Genomic DNA, 23107 nt, shown 5'->3' with positions numbered 1-23107 from the left:
GTGTGTCTCCGCCTTCTTACTTGATCTTCGCGTTCCAGAAGAACGGCCAGGTCGCGGGCTGGTAGTTGTCCAGCGCCGGGCTCTTGGCCGAGAGGCCGTTGAACTTGCCGACGTTGATGTATGGCACCTCGTCATACACCACCTGCTGCACCTTGCCCCACAGCGCGCCGCGCTTGGCGGGGTCGCTCTCGACGTTGAAGGCCCGCAGCGCCGACTTCTTGGCAGGCGTTTCCCACCAGCCGGGCGCGCCGTCGCCGAGCTGCGGCGGCGAGAGCATGGGCTCGGGGAACTGGCCCGAGTGGGTGACGTAGATGTCCCACAGCTTGGCGTCGTTGCGGCGCTGCACCAGCGTGGCCCAGTCGACCACGTTGAGGTCGACCTTGAAGCCGGCGCGCTTGAGCTGCTCGGCCATCAGCAGCGCCATGTTGTAGTGGAAGTCGTACTGGCGGCTGGTGAGCACGCGGATCGGCTCGCCCTTGTAGCCGGCCTTGGCGGCGGCTTCCTTGGCCTTGGCGGCGTTGCGCTGGTTGTACTGGTCGGCGCCTGCGGTCGAGTAGAACGGCGAGCCCTTCGGGAAGTGGTTGGGCTCGGCCACGAAGAAGCGCGTGTCGCCGAAGCCGGCGGCGAGCATCTCGCCCTCGCCCAGCGCGGTCTGGATCGCCTGGCGCACCGGCTGGCTGGCGGCCACGCCTTCCTTGGTGTTGAGCACGAGGTACGGGAAGCCGAACGAGGGCGTCATGATCGGCACCGTCTTGCCGCCCGATTTCTCCAGGCGCGGCAGCGCTTCCACCGGCAGCAGGTCGGCAAAGTCGTACTGGCCGGCCAGCGCGCCCTCGACGCGGGTGCTGGCGTTGGGCACGGGCACGAAGCGCAGTTCCTCGATGGCCGCTTCGCGCTTGCCGCCGTAGCCGCTGGCGGCCTCCTTGCGCGCGCTGTACTTGTCGAAGCGGGTGAGCAGCACGAACTGGTCGGGGCGGCGCTCCTTGAACTTGTAGGGGCCGGTTCCGACGAAGTCCTTCAGCGGCGAGGCGATCGAGTCCTTGGCCATGATGGCGGCCATGCCGCTAGGCAGCGCGAGTTGCGAGAGCAGCGGCGCGTAGGGTTCCTTCAGCACGATCTCGACCGCCAGCGGGCCCTTGGCCTTGAGGCTGTCGATTGCCTTGCCCACGGCCTTGCCGCGCGGCGACTGGTCCATCCAGCGCTGCAGGCTGGCCACCACGTCGTCGGCCGTGAGCTCGCGCCCGCTGTGCAGCATCACGCCCTTGCGCAGGGTGATGGCGTAGCTCTTGCCGTCGGCCGAGATCTTCGGCATGCCCTCGGCCAGCATCGGCACCACGTTCCACTTGGCGTCGAAGGTGTAGAGCGTCTCGTACACGTGCTGCATGATGGTTCCGACCAGGTCGGCGGTGGAGGCCATCGGGTCGAGCGTCTGCGGCTCCGCCACCATCGCCAGCGTGGCGAAGTTGCGCGGGCCCTGCGCGTGGGCGCCCTGGTGGGGCAGCGCGGCGCACAGCATCGCGAGCAGGGAGGCGCCCAGCAGGCTGCGCTTCGACAGCATGGGCAGGCGCTGGACAGGACCGACGTGGGGCATGGGGAACTCCTTCATGGGGCGGACTGATTTGTGAAAGAAATTTTCTCTCTGGCCCGGACTTTGAAGCAGTATCCATGCCAAATCATCCGTGTTAACCCTCGTTTGGCCTGATTTTTGAAATAGATTTTCAAATCAGAGGGATACTCACGGCTGGCTCCAGCCTTGTCCTTTTGCTTTTCTTGTTCCTTCCTTTCACCTCAGGAGTACCCATGCCCCTCGAATACCTTGGCGCCCCTCCCCTGGCCTCCGACCGCCAGGTCCGCCCCTTCTCCCCGGCCGTGCGCGCCGGCGACTTCATCTACGTCTCGGGCCAGGTGCCCGTGAACAAGGACGGCGAGATCGTGGTGGGCGGCATCGAGGCGCAGACGCGCCAGGTGATGGAAAACATCAAGACCGTGCTCGCCCTGGCAGGCGCCACCTTCGACGACGTGTGCAAGAGCACCTGCTGGCTGCAGGACGCGCGCGATTTCGGTGCCTTCAACCGCATCTACATGAGCTATTTCGGTGAAAACAAGCCGGCGCGCTCGACCACCGAGGCCCGGCTGATGATCGACGCGCGGGTCGAGATCGACGTGGTGGCCTACAAGCCCAAGGCCTGATTCGATCCCGGTCCGGTCAGCCGTGCAGTTCGGTCTTGCGCTGGATGATCCGCGAGACCAGCCCGTACTCCACCGCCTCCTCGGCCGAGAGCCAGCGGTCGCGTTCGATGTCGGCCAGCACCACGTCGATGGGCTTGCCGGTCTCGCGCGCGATCTCGTGCGCGATGCGCTGACGGGCCTTGATGATTTCCTGCGCCTGGATGGCGATGTCGGTCGCCTGGCCGCCCGCGCCGCCGCTGGGCTGGTGGATCAGGAAGCGGGTGTTGGGCAGGCACACGCGGCGCTCGCGCGGCGCCGCCAGGAACAGGTGGGTGGCCGCGCTGCCCACCCAGCCGGTGCCGATCATGTTCACCGGCGCGCTGATGAAGCGCACGATGTCGTGGATGGCGTCGCCCGACTCCAGGTGCCCGCCGGGCGAGCTCACGAGGATGTCGATGGGCTTCTCTGAACTGTCCGCGTCCAGCGCGATGAGCCGGCGGGTGACATCGGCGGCCACCGAATCGGTGATGGCGCCGAAGATCAGCAGGGTGCGCGACTTGAACGCCTTTTCTTCCAGATAGGAATTGCGCGGCTCGGCGGTGGCTGCGGGCTTGGTGTCGTCTTCGGATTCCATTGAGAACATGGGCAGCATGAAACGGGCTCCTGTGATTTTGGACTTCGGCCCGTCCTGACGGACAGGCGCCCCCCAGTTTCGCGACATTGCGCCGGCCGTGCCAGGCCGGCCCGAATCACCCCGCCAGCCGCCCCGCCACCAACTGCAGCACCCGATCGCACCGCTTCGCCAAGTCCTGGTCGTGCGTGACCATGACGAAAGCCGTGCCATGCCGGTGCGCGAGGTCCAGCATCAAGGCGAACACCGTGTCGGCCGTGCTGCGGTCGAGGTTGCCGGTGGGCTCGTCGGCCAATACGCAGGCCGGCTGCGTGACCAGCGCGCGCGCTATCGCCACGCGCTGGCGCTCGCCGCCCGAGAGCTCGGCCGGGCGGTGGTGCAGGCGCTGGCCGAGGCCCACGCTCTCGAGGATCTTCGCGGCCGACTGCGCGGCTGCCTGCTTCTCCACGCGGCGGATCTTCAGCGGCATGGCCACGTTGTCCAGCGCGCTGAATTCGGGCAGCAGGTGGTGGAACTGGTAGACGAAGCCCAGGTGCTGGTTGCGCAGGCGCCCCTGCTCGGCCGGATCGGCGTGCGCGATGTCCTTGCCCAGCAGTTCGACCTTGCCGGTGGTGGGCTCGTCGAGCCCGCCCATGAGGTGCAGCAGCGTGCTCTTGCCGGAGCCGGAGGCGCCGACGATGGCCAGCGTTTCGCCGGCATGTACGTCGAGGTCGACGCCGTGCAGCACGGTCAGGTCGAGCCTGCCCTCGTGGAACCGCTTGGTCAGTCCACGGGCTTTCAGAACTACTTCACTCATAGCGCAGGGCTTCGGCGGGGTTCACGCGGCTGGCGCGCCAGCTCGGATACAGCGTGGCGACGAAGGCCAGCACCAGGGAAATGATCGCAATCGGCACGATGTCGCTTTGCTGCGGATCGCTGGGCATCTTGCTGATCAGGTAGATGTCCTTCGGCAGGAAGCTCGCGTGGAAGAGCTGCTCCAGGAAGGGCACGATCACGTCGATGTTGTAGGCGATGCCCAGGCCCAGCAGCAGGCCGGCCACGGTGCCGATCACGCCCACCATCGCGCCCTGCACCACGAAGATGCCCATGATGCTGCGCGGCGAGCTGCCCAGCGTGCGCAGGATGGCGATGTCGGCGCGCTTGTCGGTCACGGTCATCACGAGCGTGGAGACCAGGTTGAAGGCCGCCACCGCCACGATCAGCGTGAGGATGATGAACATCATGCGTTTCTCGACCTGCACCGCCGCGAACCAGGTCTTGTTCTGGCGCGTCCAGTCGCGGATGAGGAACTCGCCCGGCAGGCTCACGGCCAGCTGGTCGGCCACGTCGCGCGCCTCGTTGAGGTTCTTGAGCTTCAGGCGGATGCCGGTGGGGCCTTCCAGGCGGAACACCTTGGCGGCGTCCTGCTCGTGCACCATGGCCAGCGCGGAGTCGTATTCGTAGTGGCCCGAATCGAAGGTGCCGACCACGGTGAACTGCTTGAGCCGGGGCACCACGCCCGCCGGCGTGACCTGCCCGCCCGGCGCCACCAGCGTGACCTGGTCGCCCGGCTGCACGAAGAGCGAACGCGCCAGCTCGGCGCCGAGCACGATGCCGAACTGGCCCGGCACGAGCTTGTCGAAGGTGCCGCGCGAGGCGATGCCGTTGATGTCGGTGACTTCGGGTTCGAGCTTGGGGTCGATGCCGCGCACCAGCGTGCCCTTCATGTCCTCGCCGCGCGCGATGAGCGCCTGGGTGTTGATGAAGGGCGCCGCGCCGACCACCTCGGGGTGCTTGCGCGCGGCCGCCATGATCTGGTCGAGGCTCTGCAGCGCCTGCCCGTCGCGCGAGAAGATCTCGATGTGCGACACCACGCCGAGCATGCGGTCGCGCACTTCCTTCTGGAAGCCGTTCATCACACTGAGCACAATGATCAGCGCCGCCACGCCCAGCGCGATGCCGAGCATCGAGACACCGGAGATGAAGGAGATGAAGCCGTTGCGCCGCGTCGCCCGGCCTGCGCGCGTATAGCGCCAGCCAAGCTGCAGTTCATAGGGAAATCGCATAGGGTCGGAATTGTGGCATTCCGGATGCCCCTGAGGCTTCCCGGACAATAAGGGGATGGCCGAAACCTCCCCACGCCAACTACTGATTCCCTTCGCCGGCCGCGGTTCCCCGTCATGCCGCGCGGCGCTGCCCGCTCTGCGGCTCCCCAATCTGGAGAGCCTGCTCTCCCGCCTCACCCTAGCCGACACCGATACGCAGGACGAAAGCACGCGCTCGCCTCCGCACGAACGCGCGCTGGCGCAGGCGCTCGGCATCGACGCGCCCGACGGCTGCATCCCCTGGGCCGCGCTCGAAGCGCGCCGGCTGGGCATCGCGGAACCCGGCGACACCGGGGGCTGGGGCCTGGTCACGCTGTGCAACTGGCAGGTCGGCATCGACGACGTGGTGCTGGGCGACCCGGGCTCCATCGAGATCGACGCCGCCGAATCGGCCGCCCTGCTGGAAGCCGCGCGCCCCTTCTTCGAGGAGGACGGCATCGCGCTGCACCCCTCGCCCGTGCCCGGCCGCTGGCTGGCGCGCGCGCCCATCTTCGAAGGGCTGGCCACCGCCTCCATCGACCGCGCGGTGGGTTACCCCATCTCGCAGTGGTCGCCGCTGGCCGACGCCGCGCGGCCGCTGCGCCGGCTGCAGAACGAGATGCAGATGCTGCTGTACACCCAGCGCGTGAACGACGAGCGCGCCGCGCGCGGCGTGCCGCCGATCAATTCCTTCTGGCTGGCCGGCACCGGCGCCCTGAAGAAGGAAGCTGCGGAACCAGCGGTGGTGCCGACCGTGAACGACAGCCTGCGCATTGCCGCGCTGCGCGACGACGGCATCGGCTGGGCCGCCGCCTGGCAGGCGATCGACGCCGGCCCGCTCGCCGCCCTGCTGGCCGAGTACACGCGCGGCGCGGCCGACGTGTCGCTCACGCTGTGCGGTGACCGCGCCTCGCAGCGCTACACCGTGCAGCCGCGCGGCCTGGCGCGCTGGGCGAAGAGCCTCTTCGAGCGCAAGCAGGCGGCCACCGTGCTGGAGGCGCTATGAAAATCGTAGCCCGCGAGATACCGCCGCGCACCGTCTGGGCGCTGGAACAGGCCGGCGTGCATCCGCTGCTGGCGAGGCTCTTCGCCGCGCGCGGCGTGCGTGCCAAGGAAGAGCTGGACGACGGCCTCGCGCTGCTGCTGCCGCCCGACACCCTGCACGGCACCCGCGAAGCCGCCGTGCTGCTGGCCGACGCCATCGCGCAGGACAAGCGCCTGTGCATCGTCGCCGACTACGACTGCGACGGCGCCACCGCCTGCGCGGTCGGCGTGCGCGGCCTGCGCCTCTTGGGCGCGAAGAACGTGAGCTACCTCGTGCCCGACCGCGTGGTCGACGGCTACGGCCTCACGCCGCCCATTGCCGAGCGCGTGGCCGCGAGCGGCGCCGACATGCTCATCACCGTCGACAACGGCATCGCCAGCGTCGAGGGCGTGGCCGCGGCCAAGGCGCGCGGCCTGCAAGTGCTGGTGACCGACCATCACCTGCCCGGGCCCGAGCTGCCCTCGGCCGACGTGCTGGTCAACCCCAACCAGCCCGGCTGCGGCTTCGAGAGCAAGAGCATCGCCGGCGTGGGCGTGATGTTCTATGTGCTGCTGGCGCTGCGCTCGGAGCTGCGCAGGCGCGGCGTGTTCGACACGGCCACGCAACCCAAGCTCGATGCGCTGCTGCCGCTCGTCGCGCTCGGTACGGTCGCCGACGTGGTGCGGCTCGATGCCAACAACCGCCGCCTCGTGGCGCAGGGCCTGCGCCGCATCCGCGCGGGCGCGATGCCGGCGGGCGTTGCGGCGCTGTTCAAAGCGGCGGGGCGCAACGCGTCGGTGGCCACCACCTTCGACTTCGGCTTCGCGCTCGGCCCGCGCATCAACGCCGCGGGCCGGCTTTCGGACATGACGCTGGGCATCGAATGCCTGCTGACCGACGACGCGGGCCGCGCCGAGGAACTCGCGCGCATGCTCGACGGCATCAACCGCGAGCGGCGCGACATCGAGGGCGGCATGCGCGACCAGGCGCTGCTGCTGGCCGAGTCGCTGTTCGCCGCCGACGGCGACGGCATCGAAGCGCCGCCGCCGGCCATCAGCGTGTTCGACGCGGGCTTCCACGAAGGCGTGGTCGGCATCGTGGCCTCGCGCATCAAGGACCGCTTCCACCGCCCGACTTTCGTCTTCGCCGCGAGCGGCGCGCCGGGCAAGGAGCAGGAGCTGAAGGGCTCGGGCCGCTCGATCCCGGGCTTCCACCTGCGCGATGCGCTCGACCTCGTGGCCAAGCGCCATCCGGGCGTGCTGCTGCGCTTCGGCGGCCACGCGATGGCCGCCGGCTGCACCGTGGCGCGCGAGCACTTCGACACTTTCGAGAAGGGCTTCGCGCAGGTCGCGCGCGAGCTGCTGGCCGAATCCGCGCTCACGCGCCAGATCGAGACCGACGGCCCCATCGCACGCGAGTACATGCGTATCGACCTCGTCGACACGCTGCACCGCGAGGTGTGGGGCCAGGGCTTCGCGCCGCCCACCTTCAGCGAGGAGGTGGAAGTGGTGTCGCAGCGGCTGGTGGGCGAGAAGCACCTGTCGCTCAAGCTCAGGCACCAGGGCCAGCCCATCGATGCGATCTGGTTCAGCCACACCGAGCCGCTGCCGCCGAAGGTCAAGCTGGCCTTCCGGCTCGATGCCGACGAGTGGCAGGGCGTGCGGCGACTGCGCTTCCTGGTCGAGGGCGCGGAGTTCTAGCGAGGCAGTTCCAGCAGAGCCTTGGCGCCGGCGACGCGGCGGTGCGTCGCCGGCGTTACCCTTTGAAAGAAAAACCGCCACCGCATGCTCCATGACGGGCGTGTGGTCGGGACGGATTCCTACGCATGCGGCAGGCGGGCGTTCTACGGTGGAACTTCCATCGCAGGAAATGCCAAGGAGATGCCACCCATGAAATCCGTCGACAGCAAGAGCAGAAGCAACAACCACGGCGCCGCCGCGCGAGTCGTTTCGCGGCAGCGCGAGGTCCAGCGCGCGCAGGACGCAAAGGACCAGGCGGACGCAGTCTCGCTGAAGAAGACGAAGAAAGAAAAAGAAGAACAAGAAACACCCGTGCAGGCCGGCCACCGGCCGCAGCCTGCCAACCCGATGCCGGCGCAGCACCTGCGCAAGCCCGGCAACGAAGCCGACATGGCCCTGCGCCCGCGCTTCGAAGCCCCCGACTACAAGGGCAGCGGCAAGCTCGAGGGCATGACCGCGCTCATCACCGGCGGCGACTCCGGCATCGGCCGCGCGGTGGCCGTGCTCTATGCCCGCGAGGGCGCGGACGTCGCGATCGCCTACCTCTCGGAGGACGAGGATGCCGACGAGACCCGCCGCCACGTCGAGGCCGAGGGCGCGCGCTGCGTGCTCCTCAAGGGCGACGTGCGCGATCCGGCCTTCTGCCAGAAGGCGGTCGACGAAACGGTCAAGGCATTCGGCAAGCTCGACATCCTCGTGAACAACGCGGCCTTCCAGCTGCACGCGGCCTCCATCGGCGACATCACCGACGAACGGCTCGACCTCACGCTGCGCACCAACGTCTACGGCTATTTCCAGATGGCGCGCGCCGCGGTGCCGCACCTGCGCGAGGGCAGTTCGATCATCAACACCGGCTCGGTCACCGGGCTCGAGGGCAGCGCGCACCTGCTCGACTACTCGACCACCAAGGGCGCGATCCACGCCTTCACCAAGGCGCTGGCGAGCAACCTGCAGGACAAGGGCATCCGCGTGAACGCGGTGGCGCCGGGGCCGGTCTGGACGCCGCTGAACCCCGCGGACAGCCCGGCGGAGAAAGTGCAGGACTTCGGCAAACAGACCGGCATGAAGCGCCCGGCCCAGCCGGAGGAGCTGTCGCCGGCCTACGTGTTCCTCGCCGCTCCCTGCTGCGCCAGCTACATCACGGGCATCGTGCTGCCGGTGACGGGCAGCGTGGGCGCGGCATGAACCTCGTCGCCAACGACTACAGGAGATCGACATGCAGACCACAGACATCCGTCCTCTTGCCGTTGTGACCGGGGCCTCTTCCGGCATCGGCTTCCAGCTCGCGCTGCTGGCGGCGCGCAAGGGCTACGACCTGCTGATCGGCGCCGACGAGCCGCTGGCGCAGGCCGAGACCGAGCTGCGCATGCTCGGCGCCAACGTGTTCTCGGTGCGCGCCGACTTCGCCACGCGCGACGGCGTGGACGCGCTGCTCGCGGCCACCGAAGGCCGGCCGGTGCACGCGCTGTTCGCCAACGCGGGACACGGCCTGGGCCACGGCTTTCTCGACCAGGACTTCCACGACGTGCAGCACGTCATCAACACCAACATCACCGGCACCATCTACCTCGTGCAGTGCGTGGGCCGGCAGATGCGCGAGGCGGGCCGCGGGCGCATCCTCATCACCGGCTCCATCGCGGGGTTCCAGCCGGGCAGCTTCCAGGCGGTCTACAACGGCAGCAAGGCTTTCATCGATTCCTTCGCCATGGCACTGCGCGACGAGCTCAAGGGCACGGGCGTGTCGGTCACCTGCCTGATGCCGGGCGTGACCGACACCCACTTCTTCGCGCGCGCCGACATGCTCGACACGCGCGTCGGCCGGCAGGGCGACAAGGCCGATCCGGCGGAGGTCGCGAGGATCGGCTTCGAGGCGATGATGCGCGACGAGAGCGGCGTGATCGCGGGCTGGCGCAACAAGATGCAGGTGGCGCTGTCGCGCGTGATGTCGGCCTCCAGGCTGGCCGAGCAGCACCGGCGCATCGCCGAGCCCGGCAGCGGCGAGACGCCGCAGAGGCAGGAGCAGCAGGCCCGGCCCTTCGTCTGATTCTTGATCCGGCCCCCGGTCGGATCCTTCGCGGGTTCTCTCGCACTGCTTTCTTTCCCGCCGGCTACGGGGCGGGCGCCGCTTCGAGGCTACGATCGGCCACCCTCGCCCACCCGCCCAGAACCGACCGGATGCCAGCCAGTTACCGCCCCGTTCCAGCCGCCCGCCGCAGCACATGGCGGGCAGCGTGAGCCACGGCCTGCTGGCCGGCCTGATGGTCTGCGGCCTCGTGCTGCTGGTGGCGTCCGGCGCGCGCCTGCACGGCTGGTATCTGCTGGCCTGCGGCTTCGCGCTCGCGGCCTTCGCGGCACTCGAACGCCTCGCACCCGGTGACCCGCTCGCGCACTGGGCGGCGCTCGCGCTGGTTCTGTGGGCGGGCTGCCGGCTGCAGTTCGCACGGCAGTTGCTGGAGCTGCGCCGGTTCATGCCGCGCCTGGACAAGGCGGCCCTGGTGCTGCTCGCCGCGCTGGCTCTCGCGGCGCTTCATGCCGCAATCGAAACCCGGCTTCCATCGATATTGCGCGTGCTGCAGGCACTGGTGATCGCCTCCACCGTGATCCTCGCTGCGGGCGCGCTGGCGGTGCGGCGCCGGATGAACTGGACCGCCCTGCTGGTCTGTGCAGGCGCGGTGCTGCTGCTGGCGGGCATCTCTGCCGCGCACCTCTCCGGCTGGAGCGAACGGCCGTTGGCGCCGGGCCAGGTGAACCCGGCACAGGCCGCGGTGATCGCCGAACTGGCGGCACTCGCGCTGGCCGCCGCCGCCCGCCTGCGAGCCGATCGGGCCATGGAAATGCGCGCGCATGCGCTCATGGCCTCCCCCGGCATCGACGCGCTCACCGGCGCCGCGAGCCGCACCGGCTTCGAGCGCCGTGGCGAGGAATGGCTGCGCGACGGCCGGCAGTTCTCGCTGATGCTGATCGACCTGAACGGTTTCGCGGCGGTGAGCGAGCGGCACGGCCGCGCGGCCAGCAACACGGTCCTGGCCGCCATCGCGCAGCGCCTGCGCGAGCAGGTGCGCGCCGACGACCTCGTGGCCCGGCTGGAGGGCGATGCACCTGGCGAGGACCGCGAAGGCAGCGACCACAGCTCGTTCGCGATCCTCCTGGTCGGCAACCCGCCGCGGCAGAAGCTCGCGGAGATGGCGATCCGCATCGAGACCGCCGGAGCGCGCCCGGTGGCCCACGAAGGCCGGCTGCTCGCGGGCGGAGAACTCAGCATCGGCATTGCCTGCCACCCTGCCGACGGCGACACGCTGGCCGGCCTGCTCGAATCGGCCGGCCGCGCGCTGCAGCACTGCAAGCGCCAGCGCATGGGGCCCGCCTATGCGTTCGCCGGGGAGATTTCGGGCGAGGCGGCGCGCGCCTGAATGATTTCTTCGTACGCATCGGCGCACGAGACCTCATCTTCCTGCCGCGGGCAGGCCAAGCCTTCACGCCGGGCCCTTATCCTCGGCGGCGAGCAAGCGAGGGAGCAAACCGCCGGCCCGCCATGCAGGCCGCAGCGCGCGACCGCCAGCCGCATTTCATCGATTCACAGGAGAACGTTTTTCCATGCGCCGTTTTGAGCTGATCGAAGGAACCGCCAGCAAATTCTGGGAGGTCGAGCAGGTCGATGCCGAACTCAACATCCGCTGGGGCCGCATCGGCACCGCGGGCCAGAGCCAGACCAAGTCGTTCGCCGACGCCGCCAAGGCCGGCACCGCGCTGACCAAGCTGGTGACCGAGAAGACCGGCAAGGGCTACAGCGAAGTGGGCGTGGCGGCCGGTGCGGCCATCGGCAAGAGCGAGGCGAAGCCCAAGGCCGAGGCGGCACCCAAGGCGCAGACGGCCGCGCCGGCAGCATCGGCTGCGGCACAGGAGCCCGCCGCGGCACCGGCAGTTCCCACAGCTCCCACAACTCCCACAGCCCCCGCCGAGAGCATCGATGCGCAGGCCGACCGCGCGTTCGAAGCGGTGCGCGCCCAGATGGAAGCCAACCAGATCGCGTCCACGGAGTTGATCACCGTGGCGGTCCTCAAGCGCCAGCACGGCGTGAGCGAACAAGGCGCCGCGCTCGCCTTCAAGCGGCTGCGAAACAGCGGCCTGCTGTACGGCTGGGGCAACAACTGCACGCCCGCGAAGAACGCGCAGGCCCTCGCGAAGGAGCTGGGCACCGCGTCGGCAGCGGCGCAAGACGCCGCGCCAGCACCGGCCGGCGTCGAGCCCCTGGCCGTGAGCGCCGACACGCCGCCGTGGCTCGCGGCCGGCACGCCCGTGCGGCTCTCGCCCGAGATGCAGCGCGAAGCCTTTCCCTCGCGCCGCTTTCCGGCCAAGCCCTTCGATGAACTGCCGAGCGCCGGCGCGGCCTGGCTGCCGGTGCGCCGCAAGCTGGATCTCAACGTCGACATGACGGGCACCGATGCCGCCCTGCGCGCAGCCACCCAGCGCATGATCGACCGCAGCACGCAGCCCATTCCCGCGCCCGATGCCGAGGCCGACACCGTGCTGCTGGCGCTCGCGCTGGGCACCGGCGGCAACTACAACACGAGCGAGATGGGCGAGGCGGTGGTGAACTACCTCGTCAAGCAATACGGGCTGCCGGACACCGTCGACATGGTGCTCGCCGCGCAGCAGATCGAGGTGCAGTCCGCCTACGACCGGGCAACGAAGAAGCACCAGTACGGCTTCACCGCCACCGTCACGCGGCAGATGGGCAGCTCCTACTACGGCCCGCTGGGAGCCGGCGAACAGGCGCTGCGCGCGCACCTGTCGCTGGCCGCGCCCGAGGTCTGGCAGGACTGCCGCGACCGCATCGAGGCCGGCCTGCCCAAGGTGCACCCGACGCGCCAGCCGGCGCTCGCCATGCTGCTGCCCGACGCGCCCGAAATCTCGAACGCCCTCGTGCACACGCTGGCGGCCGACAAGTCCACGCCAGAGAACATGCACTGGCTGCAGCTCACGGCCACCGACCCCGACGCCATCGCGCTGGCCGCGAAGGTGCGCCTGAGCTATTCGGCCGGCTTCTGGGGCAGCGGCTCCATGACGAGCACGACGGTGCAGGAGCGCGGCGTGGACGCCGTGCCGGTGCTGGAGCGCGGCGCCGCGAACGACCATGCGGGCGACGCGCTGGCCTGCATCGGCACGCCCGAGGCCGTGCTGGCGCTGGCGCGCGCCGCGGGCAGCTCGAAGCAGGCCTTGGCGCGGCTCGCGCTGGCCGTCGATCGCTGGCCGATGGCGGCGATTCCGGCGCTCGCGAGGCTGGTCGCGGCGGGCGGCAAGGACGCCAACCTCGTCACGCCCAGCCTCACGCGCCTGCTGCGCGCGCATGGCGCCGCGTTGCCGGCATTGCGGCCGTGGCTCGACGCAGGCGCGCAGGCGGTGATCGACAAGCAGCTCGCGCTGCTCGCCGGCCCCACCGATGTGGCCGACGCGAGCGAGCTCCCCGGCGTCCTGGCCGCGCCGCCCTGGCTCGCCAAGGTGCAGAAGAAGGCCGCCGGCGCGCTGGTGCTGGAGCCGCTGGCCGTGGCGCCGGTGGAGCAATGGGACGAAGGCAAGCGCGAAAGCGCGCTGCGCCTGAACTCGTGGCAGACCGGCCGGCATGACGCCGCCGCGAAGAACGTCGAGACGCTGCTCGACGAACTGGGCTTCGACAAGCGCCGCCAGAGCCTCACGCCGTTCGCCAAGACCGCCGCAGCCGCCATCGCGGCCGGCAACGCCGAGGGGCTCGTCACGAGCTGGCGCGAGATGGTGGCCGAGCGCAAGAAGGACCGCTACTACTGGTTCAGCTTCTACGCGAGCTTCGTGCCGCTGCTGCCGGCGCCGATCGGCATCGCGTTCTGGAACGCCGTGGCGGGCGAGGCCGAGAGCGACGACATCGGCCGCATCCTCGCCACCCACGGCCTCGCGGTGCTGCCCGGCCTGGTGGCGATGGTGCGCTCCAAGCCCACCGACAACCTCTCGTACGCGCTGTACTACGGCGCGGCCGAACTGGCCCTGCCGGCCGCGCGCGCCTTCGCCAAGCTCAAGACGCTTCGCGCCGAAGGCCGCGCGTGGCTGTTGCAGTACCCCGAGCACACCGCCTGCGGCCTGATCGCGCCCGCGCTGGGCAAGGCCGGCGAGGCGCGCGACTGCGCGGGCTCGGCGCTGCGCCTGCTGCATGCCAACGGCCACGAGGCGCTGCTGCTCGAAGTCGCCGGCCGCTACGGCAGGCCCGAGGTGGTGGAGGCGCTGCGCGCCGTGCTCGACGAGAGCCCGCTCGACCGCTTCCCCACCAAGCGCGCGAAGCTGCCCCAGTTCTGGCAGCCGCGCGGCTGGCGCCGGCCCGTGCTGAAGAACGGCAAGGCGCTGCCCGACGACGCGCTGGAGCATCTGGGCCAGATGCTGACCTTCCCGACCAACGAGGAGGTCTACGGAGGCATCGCCGTGGTCAAGGAAGCCTGCGACGCCGCCTCGCTCGCCGACTTCGCCTGGGACGCCTTCACCGCCTGGCTCGAAGCCGGCGGCCCGAGCAAGGAAGGCTGGGCCCTCACCAGCCTGGGTCACCTGGGCAACGACGACACCGCGCGCAGGCTCACGCCCTTCATCCGCGCCTGGCCCGGCGAGGCGGCGCATGCGCGCGCCGTCACCGGCCTGGACGTGCTCGCCAACATCGGCAGCGACGTGGCGCTGATGCTGCTCAACGGCATCGCGCAGAAGGTCAAGTTCAAGGGCCTGCAGGACAAGGCGCGCGAGAAGATCGACGCCATCGCCGAGGCGCGCGGCCTGAGCACCGAGGAACTCGAGGACCGGCTCGCGCCCGACCTCGGCCTCGACGAGCAGGGCACCATGCGGCTGGACTTCGGCCCGCGCGCCTTCAAGGTGGGCTTCGACGAGACGCTCAAGCCCTACGTGCGCGAGATCGGCGCAGACGGCGCGGCCGGCGCGCGCCTGCCCGACCTGCCCAAGCCCAAGAAGACCGACGACGCCGAGCTGGGCAAGGATGCGGTCGAACGCTTCAAGCTGCTCAAGAAGGACGCGCGCACCGTCGCGAGCCAGCAGCTGCTGCGCCTCGAAGTCGCGATGTGCGCGCGCCGGCGCTGGACGCCCGAGGTGTTCCGCACCTTCCTGGTCGAGCACCCGCTGGTGCGCCACATCGTGCAGCGGCTGATCTGGGGCGTGTACGAGGTGCCGGGCGGCGGCAGCTACGGCGGCACGCTCAAGGCCTGCTTCCGCGTGGCGGAGGACGGCAGCTACACCACGGCGGAAGACGACGCCTTCGAACTGCCCACGGGCGACAACCTGCGAATCGGCGTGCCGCACGCGCTCGACCTTCCGGCCGCCGACGCCGCGGCCTTCGGCCAGGTGTTCGCCGACTACGAGCTGCTGCAGCCCTTCGCGCAGATCGGCCGCGACGTCTACACGCTCACCGACGAAGAAAAGGGCAGCAACAAGCTCGAACGCTGGAAGAAGGCGAAGGTGCCCACCGGCCGCGTGCTCGGCCTGGTCAACAAGGGCTGGCGCCGCGGCGAGGCGCAGGACGGCGGCGGCATCTGGTACTTCACCAAGCCGCTGGGCACCGACCGCGTGATCGAGCTGTACCTCGACCCGGGCATCATCGTCGGCATGGTCGACGAGTACCCCGAACAGGAACTCGGCGAAGTGCAGGTCGGCAAGCCTTCGGGCTGGGGCAACATGCAGGACGCGGAGACGCTGAACCAGCTCGATCCGATTTCCGCGAGCGAACTCATTCGTGACATGGAAGGCCTTCGCGCCTGAACGACCAGATGGCCACCACAAGCAAGACAACCAGGGACACCACCTCCGCTTCGGCACCCGCCGCGCTGCAGCGCCCGCCGGCCGAGATCCTCTACGCCGACCAGCTCGCCCGCCTGCGCGCGCAGGACAAGGACCCGCGCCCGCCCGGCTGGGCGCTGAGCCTGAAGGCCGCGCGCTCTTTCATCCTGGGCGACGCGGCGCTCGACATCGCGCCCAAGATCGTCGCGCCCGTGGCCAGCATCGAGCGCATGCTGGTCACGCTGGCCACCGGGCGCGGGCTGATGCTGGTGGGCGAGCCGGGCACGGCGAAGTCGATGCTGTCGGAGCTGCTGGCAACGGCCATCTCGGGCATCTCGACGCTCACCATCCAGGGCGGCGCCTCGATCACCGAGGACCAGATCAAGTACGGCTGGAACTACGCGCTGCTCATCAACGAGGGCCCGAGCCCCCGCGCGATGGTGCCTGCGCCGCTGTACCTGGGCATGCAGCAGGGCCAGGTGGTGCGCTTCGAGGAAATCACGCGCGCGCCGCTCGAAGTGCAGGACTGCCTGCTGGGCATGCTCTCCGACCGCGTGATGGCGGTGCCCGAGCTCTCGGGCGAGCACGGCATGCTGTACGCGCGCGAGGGCTTCAACATCATCGCCACCGCCAACACGCGCGACCGCGGCGTGAACGAGATGAGCGCGGCGCTCAAGCGCCGCTTCGACTTCGAGACCGTGTTCCCCATCCTCGACTTCGACCGCGAGCTGGCGCTGGTGCAGGAATCGTCGGCGCGGCTGCTCGCGCAGAGCGGCATTCCGAAGACGGTGCCCGCGCCCGTGCTGGAGCTGCTGGTGTCGACCTTCCGCGACCTGCGCGGCGCACCCGCGAAGGGCGATGGCGGCAACGCAGGCAATGGCGGCGGCGATGCGGCCATGGACCGGCTCACCGCCGTGATGTCCACCGCGGAAGCCGTGAACGTGGCGCACGCGGTGGGCGTGCGCGCGTGGTTCCTCGAACAGCGCGAAGGCTCGCCGGCCGACCTGGTCGACTGCATCGCCGGCACGGTGGTGAAGGACAACGCGGACGACCGGGCGAAGCTGCGGCGCTACTTCGAGCAGAAGGCGGCAAAACGCAGCGGCAGCCACTGGCGCGCCTACTACGAGGCACGCCACCGTCTCCCCTGATGACACAGCCCCACATCGTCGGCGTGCGCCACCACAGCCCGGCCTGCGCTCGGCTGGTGGCCGAGCGCATCCGTGCGCTGCGGCCCATGTACGTGCTCATCGAAGGCCCGGCAGACTTCAACGAGCGGCTCGACGAGCTGTACCTGCCGCACCGGCTGCCGGTGGCGATCTACAGCTATCTGTCGAGCGACCGCACGCACCGCGGCTCGTGGTCGCCCTTCGCCGAACACTCGCCCGAATGGCAGGCGCTTCAGGTCGCTCGCGAGGTCGGCGCGGCCGTGCGCTTCATCGACCTGCCGGCCTGGCACGACGCCTTCTCGCGCATGGAGAACCGCTACGCCGACGTGGCCGACCACGAGCACGAGGAGCGCGCCGAAGCCTACGAGCGCGCGCTGACCGAGAAGCTCTCCGTGCAGGGCCGCGATGCGCTGTGGGACCACCTGTTCGAGGACGGCTGCGACGAAGCCGAGCTCGCGCAGCGCCTGGCCACCTACTTCGACAACCTGCGCGGCCAGGACCCCGGCTCGCAGGGCAACCAGGCGCGCGAAGCCATGATGGCGCGCTGGATCGCCTGGGCGATGGCGCAGCCGGGCGAACCCGGACGCGCGCAGGCGCTGGTGGTCTGCGGCGGCTTTCACGCGCCTGCGCTGGCGCGGCTGTGGCGGGGCCTGCCGGGCACGTTGCCCGAGACGCCGCAGCCTTCGGCAGAGATCCGCGACGACGATGACGAGGAAGAAAGCCGGGCCGATGGCCCCCAGGCCCCGCTTCGCTTCGGCTCCTACCTCGTGCCCTACACCTTCAAGCGCCTCGACGCCTTCGCCGGCTATGCCTCGGGCATGCCGTCGCCGGCTTACTACCAGTGGATGTGGGAGCACGGCCCCGAGGGCGCCGCGCACCGCGCGCTGCAGCAGGTGATGCAGCGCCTGCGCGACAAGAAGCTGCCCGCCTCCACCGCCGACCTGATGGCCGTGCACCTGCGCGCCCAGGGGCTCGCGCGGCTGCGCGGGCACGACAAGCCGCTGCGCTCCGACTGGCTCGACGCGCTGGCCGGCGCGCTAGTGAAAGACGCGCTGGACGCGCCGCTGCCCTGGACGTACCGCGGCGCCATGCGCCCCGGCACCGACCCCGTGCTGGTGCAGGCCATGGACGTGCTGGCCGGCGACACCGCCGGCCGTCTCGCGCCCGGCACGCCGCAGCCGCCCCTCGTGGCCGCCGTGCAGGCCGAACTCGCTTCGCACGGCATTGCGCTGCGCGGCCAGCTCAAGCTCGACCTGCTCACCGAAACCGATCGCGCGAGGAGCCGCGTGCTGCACCGGCTCGCGATCCTGCGGCTGCCCGGCATGCGCCGCACGCAGGGGCCGAAGCTCGCGATGTCGGGCGAGCGCACCGAGCAGTGGTCGCTCTCAGAGCCGCTGGAGCAGCAGGCCGCGCTGATCGAGGCCGGCGCCTGGGGCGCGAGCCTGCACGACGCGGCGCGCGCCCGGCTCGAAGACGACCTGCGCCAGGCCCAGGGCCGCATCGGCCCGCTGGCCGAAGGCCTCAACCAGGCCGCGTGGGCAGGGCTCTCCGCGCTGAGCGACACGCTGCTGCGCGAGCTGCGCGCCGCGATCGCTGCCGAGCCGCGCTTCGAGGCGCTGGGCACTGCCCTGTCGGTGCTGCACACGCTGCTGCGCCACGGACAGATGCTGGGCATGGCCGACGCGCCGGTGCTGCGCGTGGTGATCGAGTCGGGCTTCGACCGCGCGCTGTGGCTGCTGGAGCCGCCCGCGGCCATCGCGCCGGCCGACATGCAGTCGCACCTCGAAGGGCATCTGGCACTGCGCCGCATCGTGGCCGACGTGCTGGCGCATGCGCAGGATCATCCAGACGCCCAGCCGCTGCTCGACCTGGAGCCAGCCCGCGCGCTCGCCGTGTGGCAGCGCAAGGCCGCCGACTCCGCCGCGGCTCCCGTGAGCCGCGGTGCGGCGCTGGGCGCCACGCTGAGCCTGGCCGGCCGCATCGACGACCCTCACGCGCAGGGTGAAAGCGGCGTCGCCGAGGCCATGCAGTTGCTGCATTCCCTGCCCGCCCCGGTGCTCGGCGATGCGCTCACCGGGCTGCTGGCGCTCGCGCGCGAGCAGCTGGCCTCCGAACCCGCCTTCGTCGCCGGCATGGACCGCACCGTGCAGGCCCTGGACAACGCCGATTTCGTGCGCGCCATGCCCAGCCTGCGCGCCGCCTTCGCCTGGCTGCCGCCGCAGGAGCGCGGCCTGCTCGCCGACCAGGTGCTCACGCTGCACGACGCCACGCACCTCTCGCGCCGCACCCTCACCGCCCACCGCAGCGGAGAGGCCCCGCCCGAGCAGCTGGCCGAAGCCCGCCGGGTGGAAGACGCGGTGTTCGCGCGCCTGGCAGCCTGGGGTGTGACGCTGGAAGAAGAAAAAGAAAAAGACACCGAGAAAGCCCCTCGCCCATGAGCCTCGACATTCCCGATCCGCTGCAGCGCTGGCGCCTGCTGCTGGGCGATCCGGCCGAATCGGCCTGCGGCGGGCTGAGCGCGGAGGCGCAGGCCGCCGATGCGGCGCTCGACTGGCTCTACGGCCGCGACTCCGACCGCGCGAGCCGCGGCGAGCGCAGCGCGGGCCTGGGACCGTCGTCGCTGAGCACGCCGGACTGGATCAACACCATCCACACGCTCTTTCCGAAGGAAGTGATCGAGCGGCTGGAGCAGGACGCCGTGGAGCGCTACGGCATCGACGAGGTGGTGACCAACCTCGAAGTGCTGGAACGCATCGAGCCTTCTGAATCGCTGCTGCGCGCGGTGCTCCACACCAAGCACCTGATGAACCCCGAGGTGCTGGCGGCCGCGCGCAAGCTGGTGGCCGAGGTGGTGCGGCGCATCATGGAAAAGCTCGCCACCGAAGTGCGCCAGGCCTTCAGCGGCAGCCGCGACCGGCGCCGACGTTCGCGCATGAAGGTGGCGCGCAACTTCGACTTCCGGCAGACGCTGGCCGCCAACCTGCACCGCTACGATCCGCAGCGCCGCAAGCTCTACGTGGAGCGGCCGGTGTTCATCAGCCGCACGAAGCGGCATGCGGAGCCTTGGGACATCGTGCTGCTGATCGACCAGAGCGGCTCGATGGTCGACTCGGTGATCCACAGCGCGGTGATGGCCGCCTGCCTCTGGCAACTGCCCGGCATGCGCACGCGGCTCGTTGCCTTCGACACGGCGGTGGTCGACCTGACGGCCGACGTCTCCGACCCCGTGGAACTGCTGATGAAGGTGCAGCTCGGCGGCGGCACCGACATCGCGAAGGCAGTGGCCTATGCGCAGTCGCTGGTCGCCAACCCGTCGAAGAGCATCGTGGTGCTGGTGAGCGACTTCTACGAAGGCGGCAGCGAATACGAACTGGTGCGCCGCGTGAAGGCGCTGGTGGAGTCCGGCGCCAAAGTGCTCGGGCTGGCCGCGCTCGACTCGAAAGCCGAGCCCAACTACGACCGCGAGATGGCGGCCCGGCTGGTGCGAGAAGGCGCGCAGATCGGCGCAATGACGCCGGGCCAGCTCGCCGGCTGGCTGGCCGAGAAGGTGCAGGGATGAGCGGCGACAACATCGCATCGTTGCGCGCCGATCTGCTCGAGCTGACGCCCGAGGCGCTGACGGCGCTGGCCAATGCCGGCTTCGTCAAGCGCGCGCAGAAGGACGTGGCGGCCGGCCTGCTGCCCGCGCTCGAAACCGGCGCGGACGGCACGGTGCTGGCGCAGTTCGACGACGGCGTGCGCACCAGCCTGCCGCCGGGCCGCACGCTGCGCGACGCGCAGTGCAGTTGCCCCGCGAGCGGCATGTGCCGGCATCGGGTGATGCTGGTGCTGGCCTATCAGGCCCGGGCCGCATCGGCAAAGGCCGACGCACCGCCCGCCTCGGCCGAAGAAGCCTCGGCCGAACCGGAAGGCGCCTGGAGCCCCGCTCAGTTCGATGACGCCGTGCTGGCCGCGAGCCTCGCGCCCTCGGTGCTGGAACAGGCGAACAAGCTCGCCGCCGCGCGCCCGGTGGTCGGCGTGCAGGCATGGCGCAGCGCCAGCGCGCCGCCGGTGGCTCGGCTGCCGATGTGCAGCGTGCGCTTCTTCTCGCGCAGCTCGCTGGTTCATGCGCGCTGCGACTGCAAGCAGGGCAGCGGCTGCGCGCACGTCGTGATCGCGGTGTGGGCGTTCCGGCAGGCCGGAGCGCTGGCGCCGGGTTCGGCGGAGGTGATGGTCGAGGTCCAGCCGAACACGCCGGCGAGCGAGAACACGGGCGACGCCATGCCGCCGCCCTCACCCTCTTCCGCGATGCAGGGCGAGGCCGCGCTCGCATTGCGCGCGCAGATCGACGCCCTGCTGCTGTCGCTGTGGCTCGACGGATCGAGCCAGCCCGCGATCGCGCTGGCCGCCCGCTTCGAGGCCGTGCGGGACCAGGTCCGCGCGCAGGGCTGGAGCTGGGTGGACGATGCGCTCGACGAACTCTGGCAGCTGCTCCAGGCGCAACAGGCCCGCAGCAGCCGCTTCGAGCCGCTGCGGCTGCTGCGCGTGCTCACCGAGCTGTGGGCACGGCTGCAGGCCGCGGCGCATGCCGGACGGCCGCAGCAACCGGGCTCCGCGCGGGCCGCGCTGCCGGCAAGCCAGATCCTCGGCATCGGCGTGAAGGGCGAGGTTGCGCTCGACCATCTGCGGCTGGTGTCGCTCGGCGCCGAACTCTGGTCCGACGAGAGCGCCGAGGGCGCGAGCATCCTGTTCGCCGACCCCGACACCCAGAACGTGACGGTGCTGGAGCGCCAGTGGACGCGCGCCGCCGATGCCGCGGCCGGCGGCGCCGCGCCCAGCCTCATGAACCGGCGCGTCGCGGGCTTTCCGCTGCGGCAGCTGGCGGGCGGGCAGGTCATCACCAAGACCGCGACGCGGCGCGCCAACGGGCTGGTCGACATCGCGGCCGGCGCGCGGCAGACGGGCGTGCTGCCGCTGTCGCCCAAGTCGTGGGACGACCTTGTCGCGCCGCTGAAGCAGCACAGCGTGGCCGCGCTGGTGGCTCATCTGCGCGAGGCGCAGCCGGATTTCGTGAAGCCCAGGCAGGCTGCGAGCGGCGCCTCGGGCCAGCTGCACGTGGTGGCTTTCGAGCGCATGGAAGTGGCTTCGTGCTACTGGGACGCGGCTGCTCAGGTGCTGCATGCACGGCTCGGCCAGGCGGCGCCGGACGACGCCGCGACGGACGAATCCAGCGCGGACGACGACCACGCATGCCTGCACCTGGCATTGCCGCATCGCGCGGTCTCGCCCGGCGCGGTCGACGCGCTGGCCCGCGCGCTTGCCGGCGAACACGGCCCGCTGCGCGCCGTTGCGGGCACGGTGCACCTGCAGGGCGACCAGGCCGTCATGCAGCCCCTGGCGCTGCTGACGGCGCAGCGCGCGGTGGTACTCCAGGTCGAGGCGGCCGCGCCGCAGCCGCTGGATCTGCGCAGCGACACCGAGGAAGCGCCCCCCTTGAACGCGCTCGCCGACGACACGCTGGAGCTGCTGGCGCTCTGGCTCAGGCAGGGCCTGCGGCACCAGGGCGGCGGCGCGCTGTCACGGGCGCAGGCCCAGGTGCTGCGGCTAAAGCAGGCGGGGCTGGGGAAGAGCTCGGCGCTGCTGGCTGCCGTGCTGGAAAACGTGCGCTCGTCGCAGCGGCAGGCGCTGGTGGCGCAACTGGCGATGCTGGGGCTGCTGATGCAGGGCGTCGCTCAATCGGCCTCAGCATGAGCCGAAAGACAGAAAAAGAAAAACCCCTGAGCCGTTTCGGAACTCAGGGGTTCTTTTTTTGTGGTGCCGCTTGTCGGAATCGAACTGACGACCTTCCGCTTACAAGGCGGGTGCTCTACCAATTGAGCTAAAGCGGCGAATTCCAGTCAGTGCGTGATTCTAGTGGTGCCGGCCGGCATGCTCCCGGCCGCCCACTGCCATCCGCTACTTGATTCGCTTGAGCGAAGGCCTCGCGCCGCCACCCGCGGGCGGGCGCGGTGGCTCGTCGGCCGGATCGGTGGGCGCGCCGGCATCGACTGTCTCGCTGCCGTCCTCGCCCGTCACCAAGTGGACGATCTTGCCGGCATCGCCCTCGGAGCCGCTGCCGCCGCGCGATGCGTCGCGCAGCGGCGCGCGTGCGGGAGCCTGGACAGGCACCGGAGCGCCGGTGTCGTCATCCTGCGAAACAGCCGCCGGAGCCGGTGCGGGAAACGCCATGCCCTGCCCGTTCTCGCGCGCGTAGATGGCGATCACGCGCCCCACCGGCACGCTGATTTCACGCGCCGTGCCCGCGAAGCGGGCCTTGAACTCGATGAAGTCGTTGCCGAGCTTGAGCGAGCTGGTCGCGTCGAAGCTGATGTTGAGCACGATTTCGCCGTTCTTCACGTACTCGCGCGGAACCTGCACGGTTTCGTCGACCTGCACCGCGACATAGGGCGTGAACCCGTTGTCGGTGCACCATTCGTACAGCGCCCGGATAAGGTACGGGCGGGTGGAGGACGACTCGAGCGCGTTGATCATGAAAGACAGCG

At 70.4% G+C, this 23107-nt stretch carries 16 protein-coding genes and 1 tRNA gene; 11 read left to right on the top strand and 6 right to left on the bottom strand.

Translation table 11 applies throughout. The annotated features are described in order from the left end of the window. Window positions 1-16: 16 nt before the first annotated feature. Window positions 17-1591, bottom strand: coding sequence for an ABC transporter substrate-binding protein (locus FHT32_RS28875; RefSeq protein ID WP_176667992.1), 1575 nt, complete (start codon window positions 1589-1591; stop codon window positions 17-19). Window positions 1592-1800: 209 nt separating this feature from the next. Between FHT32_RS28875 and FHT32_RS28870 the strand changes: the two genes are divergently transcribed. Beyond that, a complete protein-coding gene (locus FHT32_RS28870; RefSeq protein WP_176667991.1) occupies window positions 1801-2190 on the top strand; it encodes a RidA family protein in 390 nt (129 codons plus the stop codon). Window positions 2191-2206: 16 nt separating this feature from the next. Here the strand turns inward: FHT32_RS28870 and FHT32_RS28865 are convergent, their stop codons facing one another. The 3 genes from FHT32_RS28865 to FHT32_RS28855 all read right to left on the bottom strand — a co-directional run bounded on the left by FHT32_RS28865 (window position 2207) and on the right by FHT32_RS28855 (window position 4845). Then, the gene (locus FHT32_RS28865) at window positions 2207-2821 is read right to left on the bottom strand and encodes an ATP-dependent Clp protease proteolytic subunit (RefSeq protein WP_371132271.1); all 615 of its coding nucleotides are present in this window, start codon (window positions 2819-2821) and stop codon (window positions 2207-2209) included. 97 nt (window positions 2822-2918) lie between these two features. Beyond that, window positions 2919-3596 (bottom strand): lipoprotein-releasing ABC transporter ATP-binding protein LolD, encoded by a 678-nt coding sequence (gene lolD / locus FHT32_RS28860; protein ID WP_176667990.1) that lies wholly within the window; start codon window positions 3594-3596, stop codon window positions 2919-2921. Continuing rightward, the gene (locus FHT32_RS28855; RefSeq protein WP_176667989.1) at window positions 3589-4845 is read right to left on the bottom strand and encodes a lipoprotein-releasing ABC transporter permease subunit; all 1257 of its coding nucleotides are present in this window, start codon (window positions 4843-4845) and stop codon (window positions 3589-3591) included. Before FHT32_RS28855 ends, lolD begins: the two co-directional genes overlap by 8 nt. 55 nt (window positions 4846-4900) lie before the next feature. Between FHT32_RS28855 and FHT32_RS28850 the strand changes: the two genes are divergently transcribed. From FHT32_RS28850 to FHT32_RS28805, 10 genes are all read left to right on the top strand, one after another. Then, a complete protein-coding gene (locus FHT32_RS28850) occupies window positions 4901-5869 on the top strand; it encodes a hypothetical protein (protein WP_176667988.1) in 969 nt (322 codons plus the stop codon). After that, window positions 5866-7587 (top strand): single-stranded-DNA-specific exonuclease RecJ, encoded by a 1722-nt coding sequence (recJ, locus tag FHT32_RS28845; RefSeq protein ID WP_176667987.1) that lies wholly within the window; start codon window positions 5866-5868, stop codon window positions 7585-7587. Before FHT32_RS28850 ends, recJ begins: the two co-directional genes overlap by 4 nt. A gap of 189 nt (window positions 7588-7776) precedes the next feature. Continuing rightward, the gene (locus tag FHT32_RS28840) at window positions 7777-8811 is read left to right on the top strand and encodes an SDR family oxidoreductase (RefSeq protein WP_176667986.1); all 1035 of its coding nucleotides are present in this window, start codon (window positions 7777-7779) and stop codon (window positions 8809-8811) included. A gap of 31 nt (window positions 8812-8842) precedes the next feature. Continuing rightward, a complete protein-coding gene (locus tag FHT32_RS28835) occupies window positions 8843-9670 on the top strand; it encodes an SDR family oxidoreductase (RefSeq protein ID WP_176667985.1) in 828 nt (275 codons plus the stop codon). Between the two features lie 187 nt (window positions 9671-9857). After that, complete coding sequence (locus FHT32_RS28830; RefSeq protein ID WP_176667984.1) at window positions 9858-11036, top strand: GGDEF domain-containing protein; 1179 nt, start codon at window positions 9858-9860, stop codon at window positions 11034-11036. Between the two features lie 184 nt (window positions 11037-11220). Then, window positions 11221-15402 carry a WGR and DUF4132 domain-containing protein gene (locus tag FHT32_RS28825; protein ID WP_176667983.1) on the top strand — a complete coding sequence of 1394 codons (4182 nt, stop codon included), beginning with the start codon at window positions 11221-11223 and terminating at the stop codon, window positions 15400-15402. Between the two features lie 8 nt (window positions 15403-15410). Next, window positions 15411-16568, top strand: coding sequence for an AAA family ATPase (locus FHT32_RS28820; protein ID WP_176667982.1), 1158 nt, complete (start codon window positions 15411-15413; stop codon window positions 16566-16568). After that, on the top strand, window positions 16568-19024 hold the full coding sequence (locus tag FHT32_RS28815; RefSeq protein ID WP_176667981.1) for a DUF5682 family protein: 2457 nt from the start codon (window positions 16568-16570) through the stop codon (window positions 19022-19024). The genes FHT32_RS28820 and FHT32_RS28815 overlap by 1 nt, the downstream gene beginning before the upstream one ends. Continuing rightward, a complete protein-coding gene (locus tag FHT32_RS28810) occupies window positions 19021-20145 on the top strand; it encodes a VWA domain-containing protein (RefSeq protein WP_176667980.1) in 1125 nt (374 codons plus the stop codon). Before FHT32_RS28815 ends, FHT32_RS28810 begins: the two co-directional genes overlap by 4 nt. After that, the gene (locus FHT32_RS28805; protein WP_176667979.1) at window positions 20142-22316 is read left to right on the top strand and encodes an SWIM zinc finger family protein; all 2175 of its coding nucleotides are present in this window, start codon (window positions 20142-20144) and stop codon (window positions 22314-22316) included. The genes FHT32_RS28810 and FHT32_RS28805 overlap by 4 nt, the downstream gene beginning before the upstream one ends. A gap of 61 nt (window positions 22317-22377) precedes the next feature. Here the strand turns inward: FHT32_RS28805 and FHT32_RS28800 are convergent. Together FHT32_RS28800 and FHT32_RS28795 are read right to left on the bottom strand one after the other, a co-directional pair. Further along, a tRNA-Thr gene (locus FHT32_RS28800) sits at window positions 22378-22453 on the bottom strand. 67 nt (window positions 22454-22520) lie between these two features. Continuing rightward, window positions 22521-23096, bottom strand: coding sequence for a ClpXP protease specificity-enhancing factor (locus tag FHT32_RS28795; protein WP_176667978.1), 576 nt, complete (start codon window positions 23094-23096; stop codon window positions 22521-22523). Window positions 23097-23107: the final 11 nt, after the last annotated feature.

It is taken from the genome of Variovorax sp. SG517, from assembly GCF_013376045.1.
GTDB lineage: Bacteria > Pseudomonadota > Gammaproteobacteria > Burkholderiales > Burkholderiaceae_C > Variovorax.
Note: the sequence above shows the minus strand (reverse complement) of the source record. Positions and strands in the feature narration are given on the sequence as shown.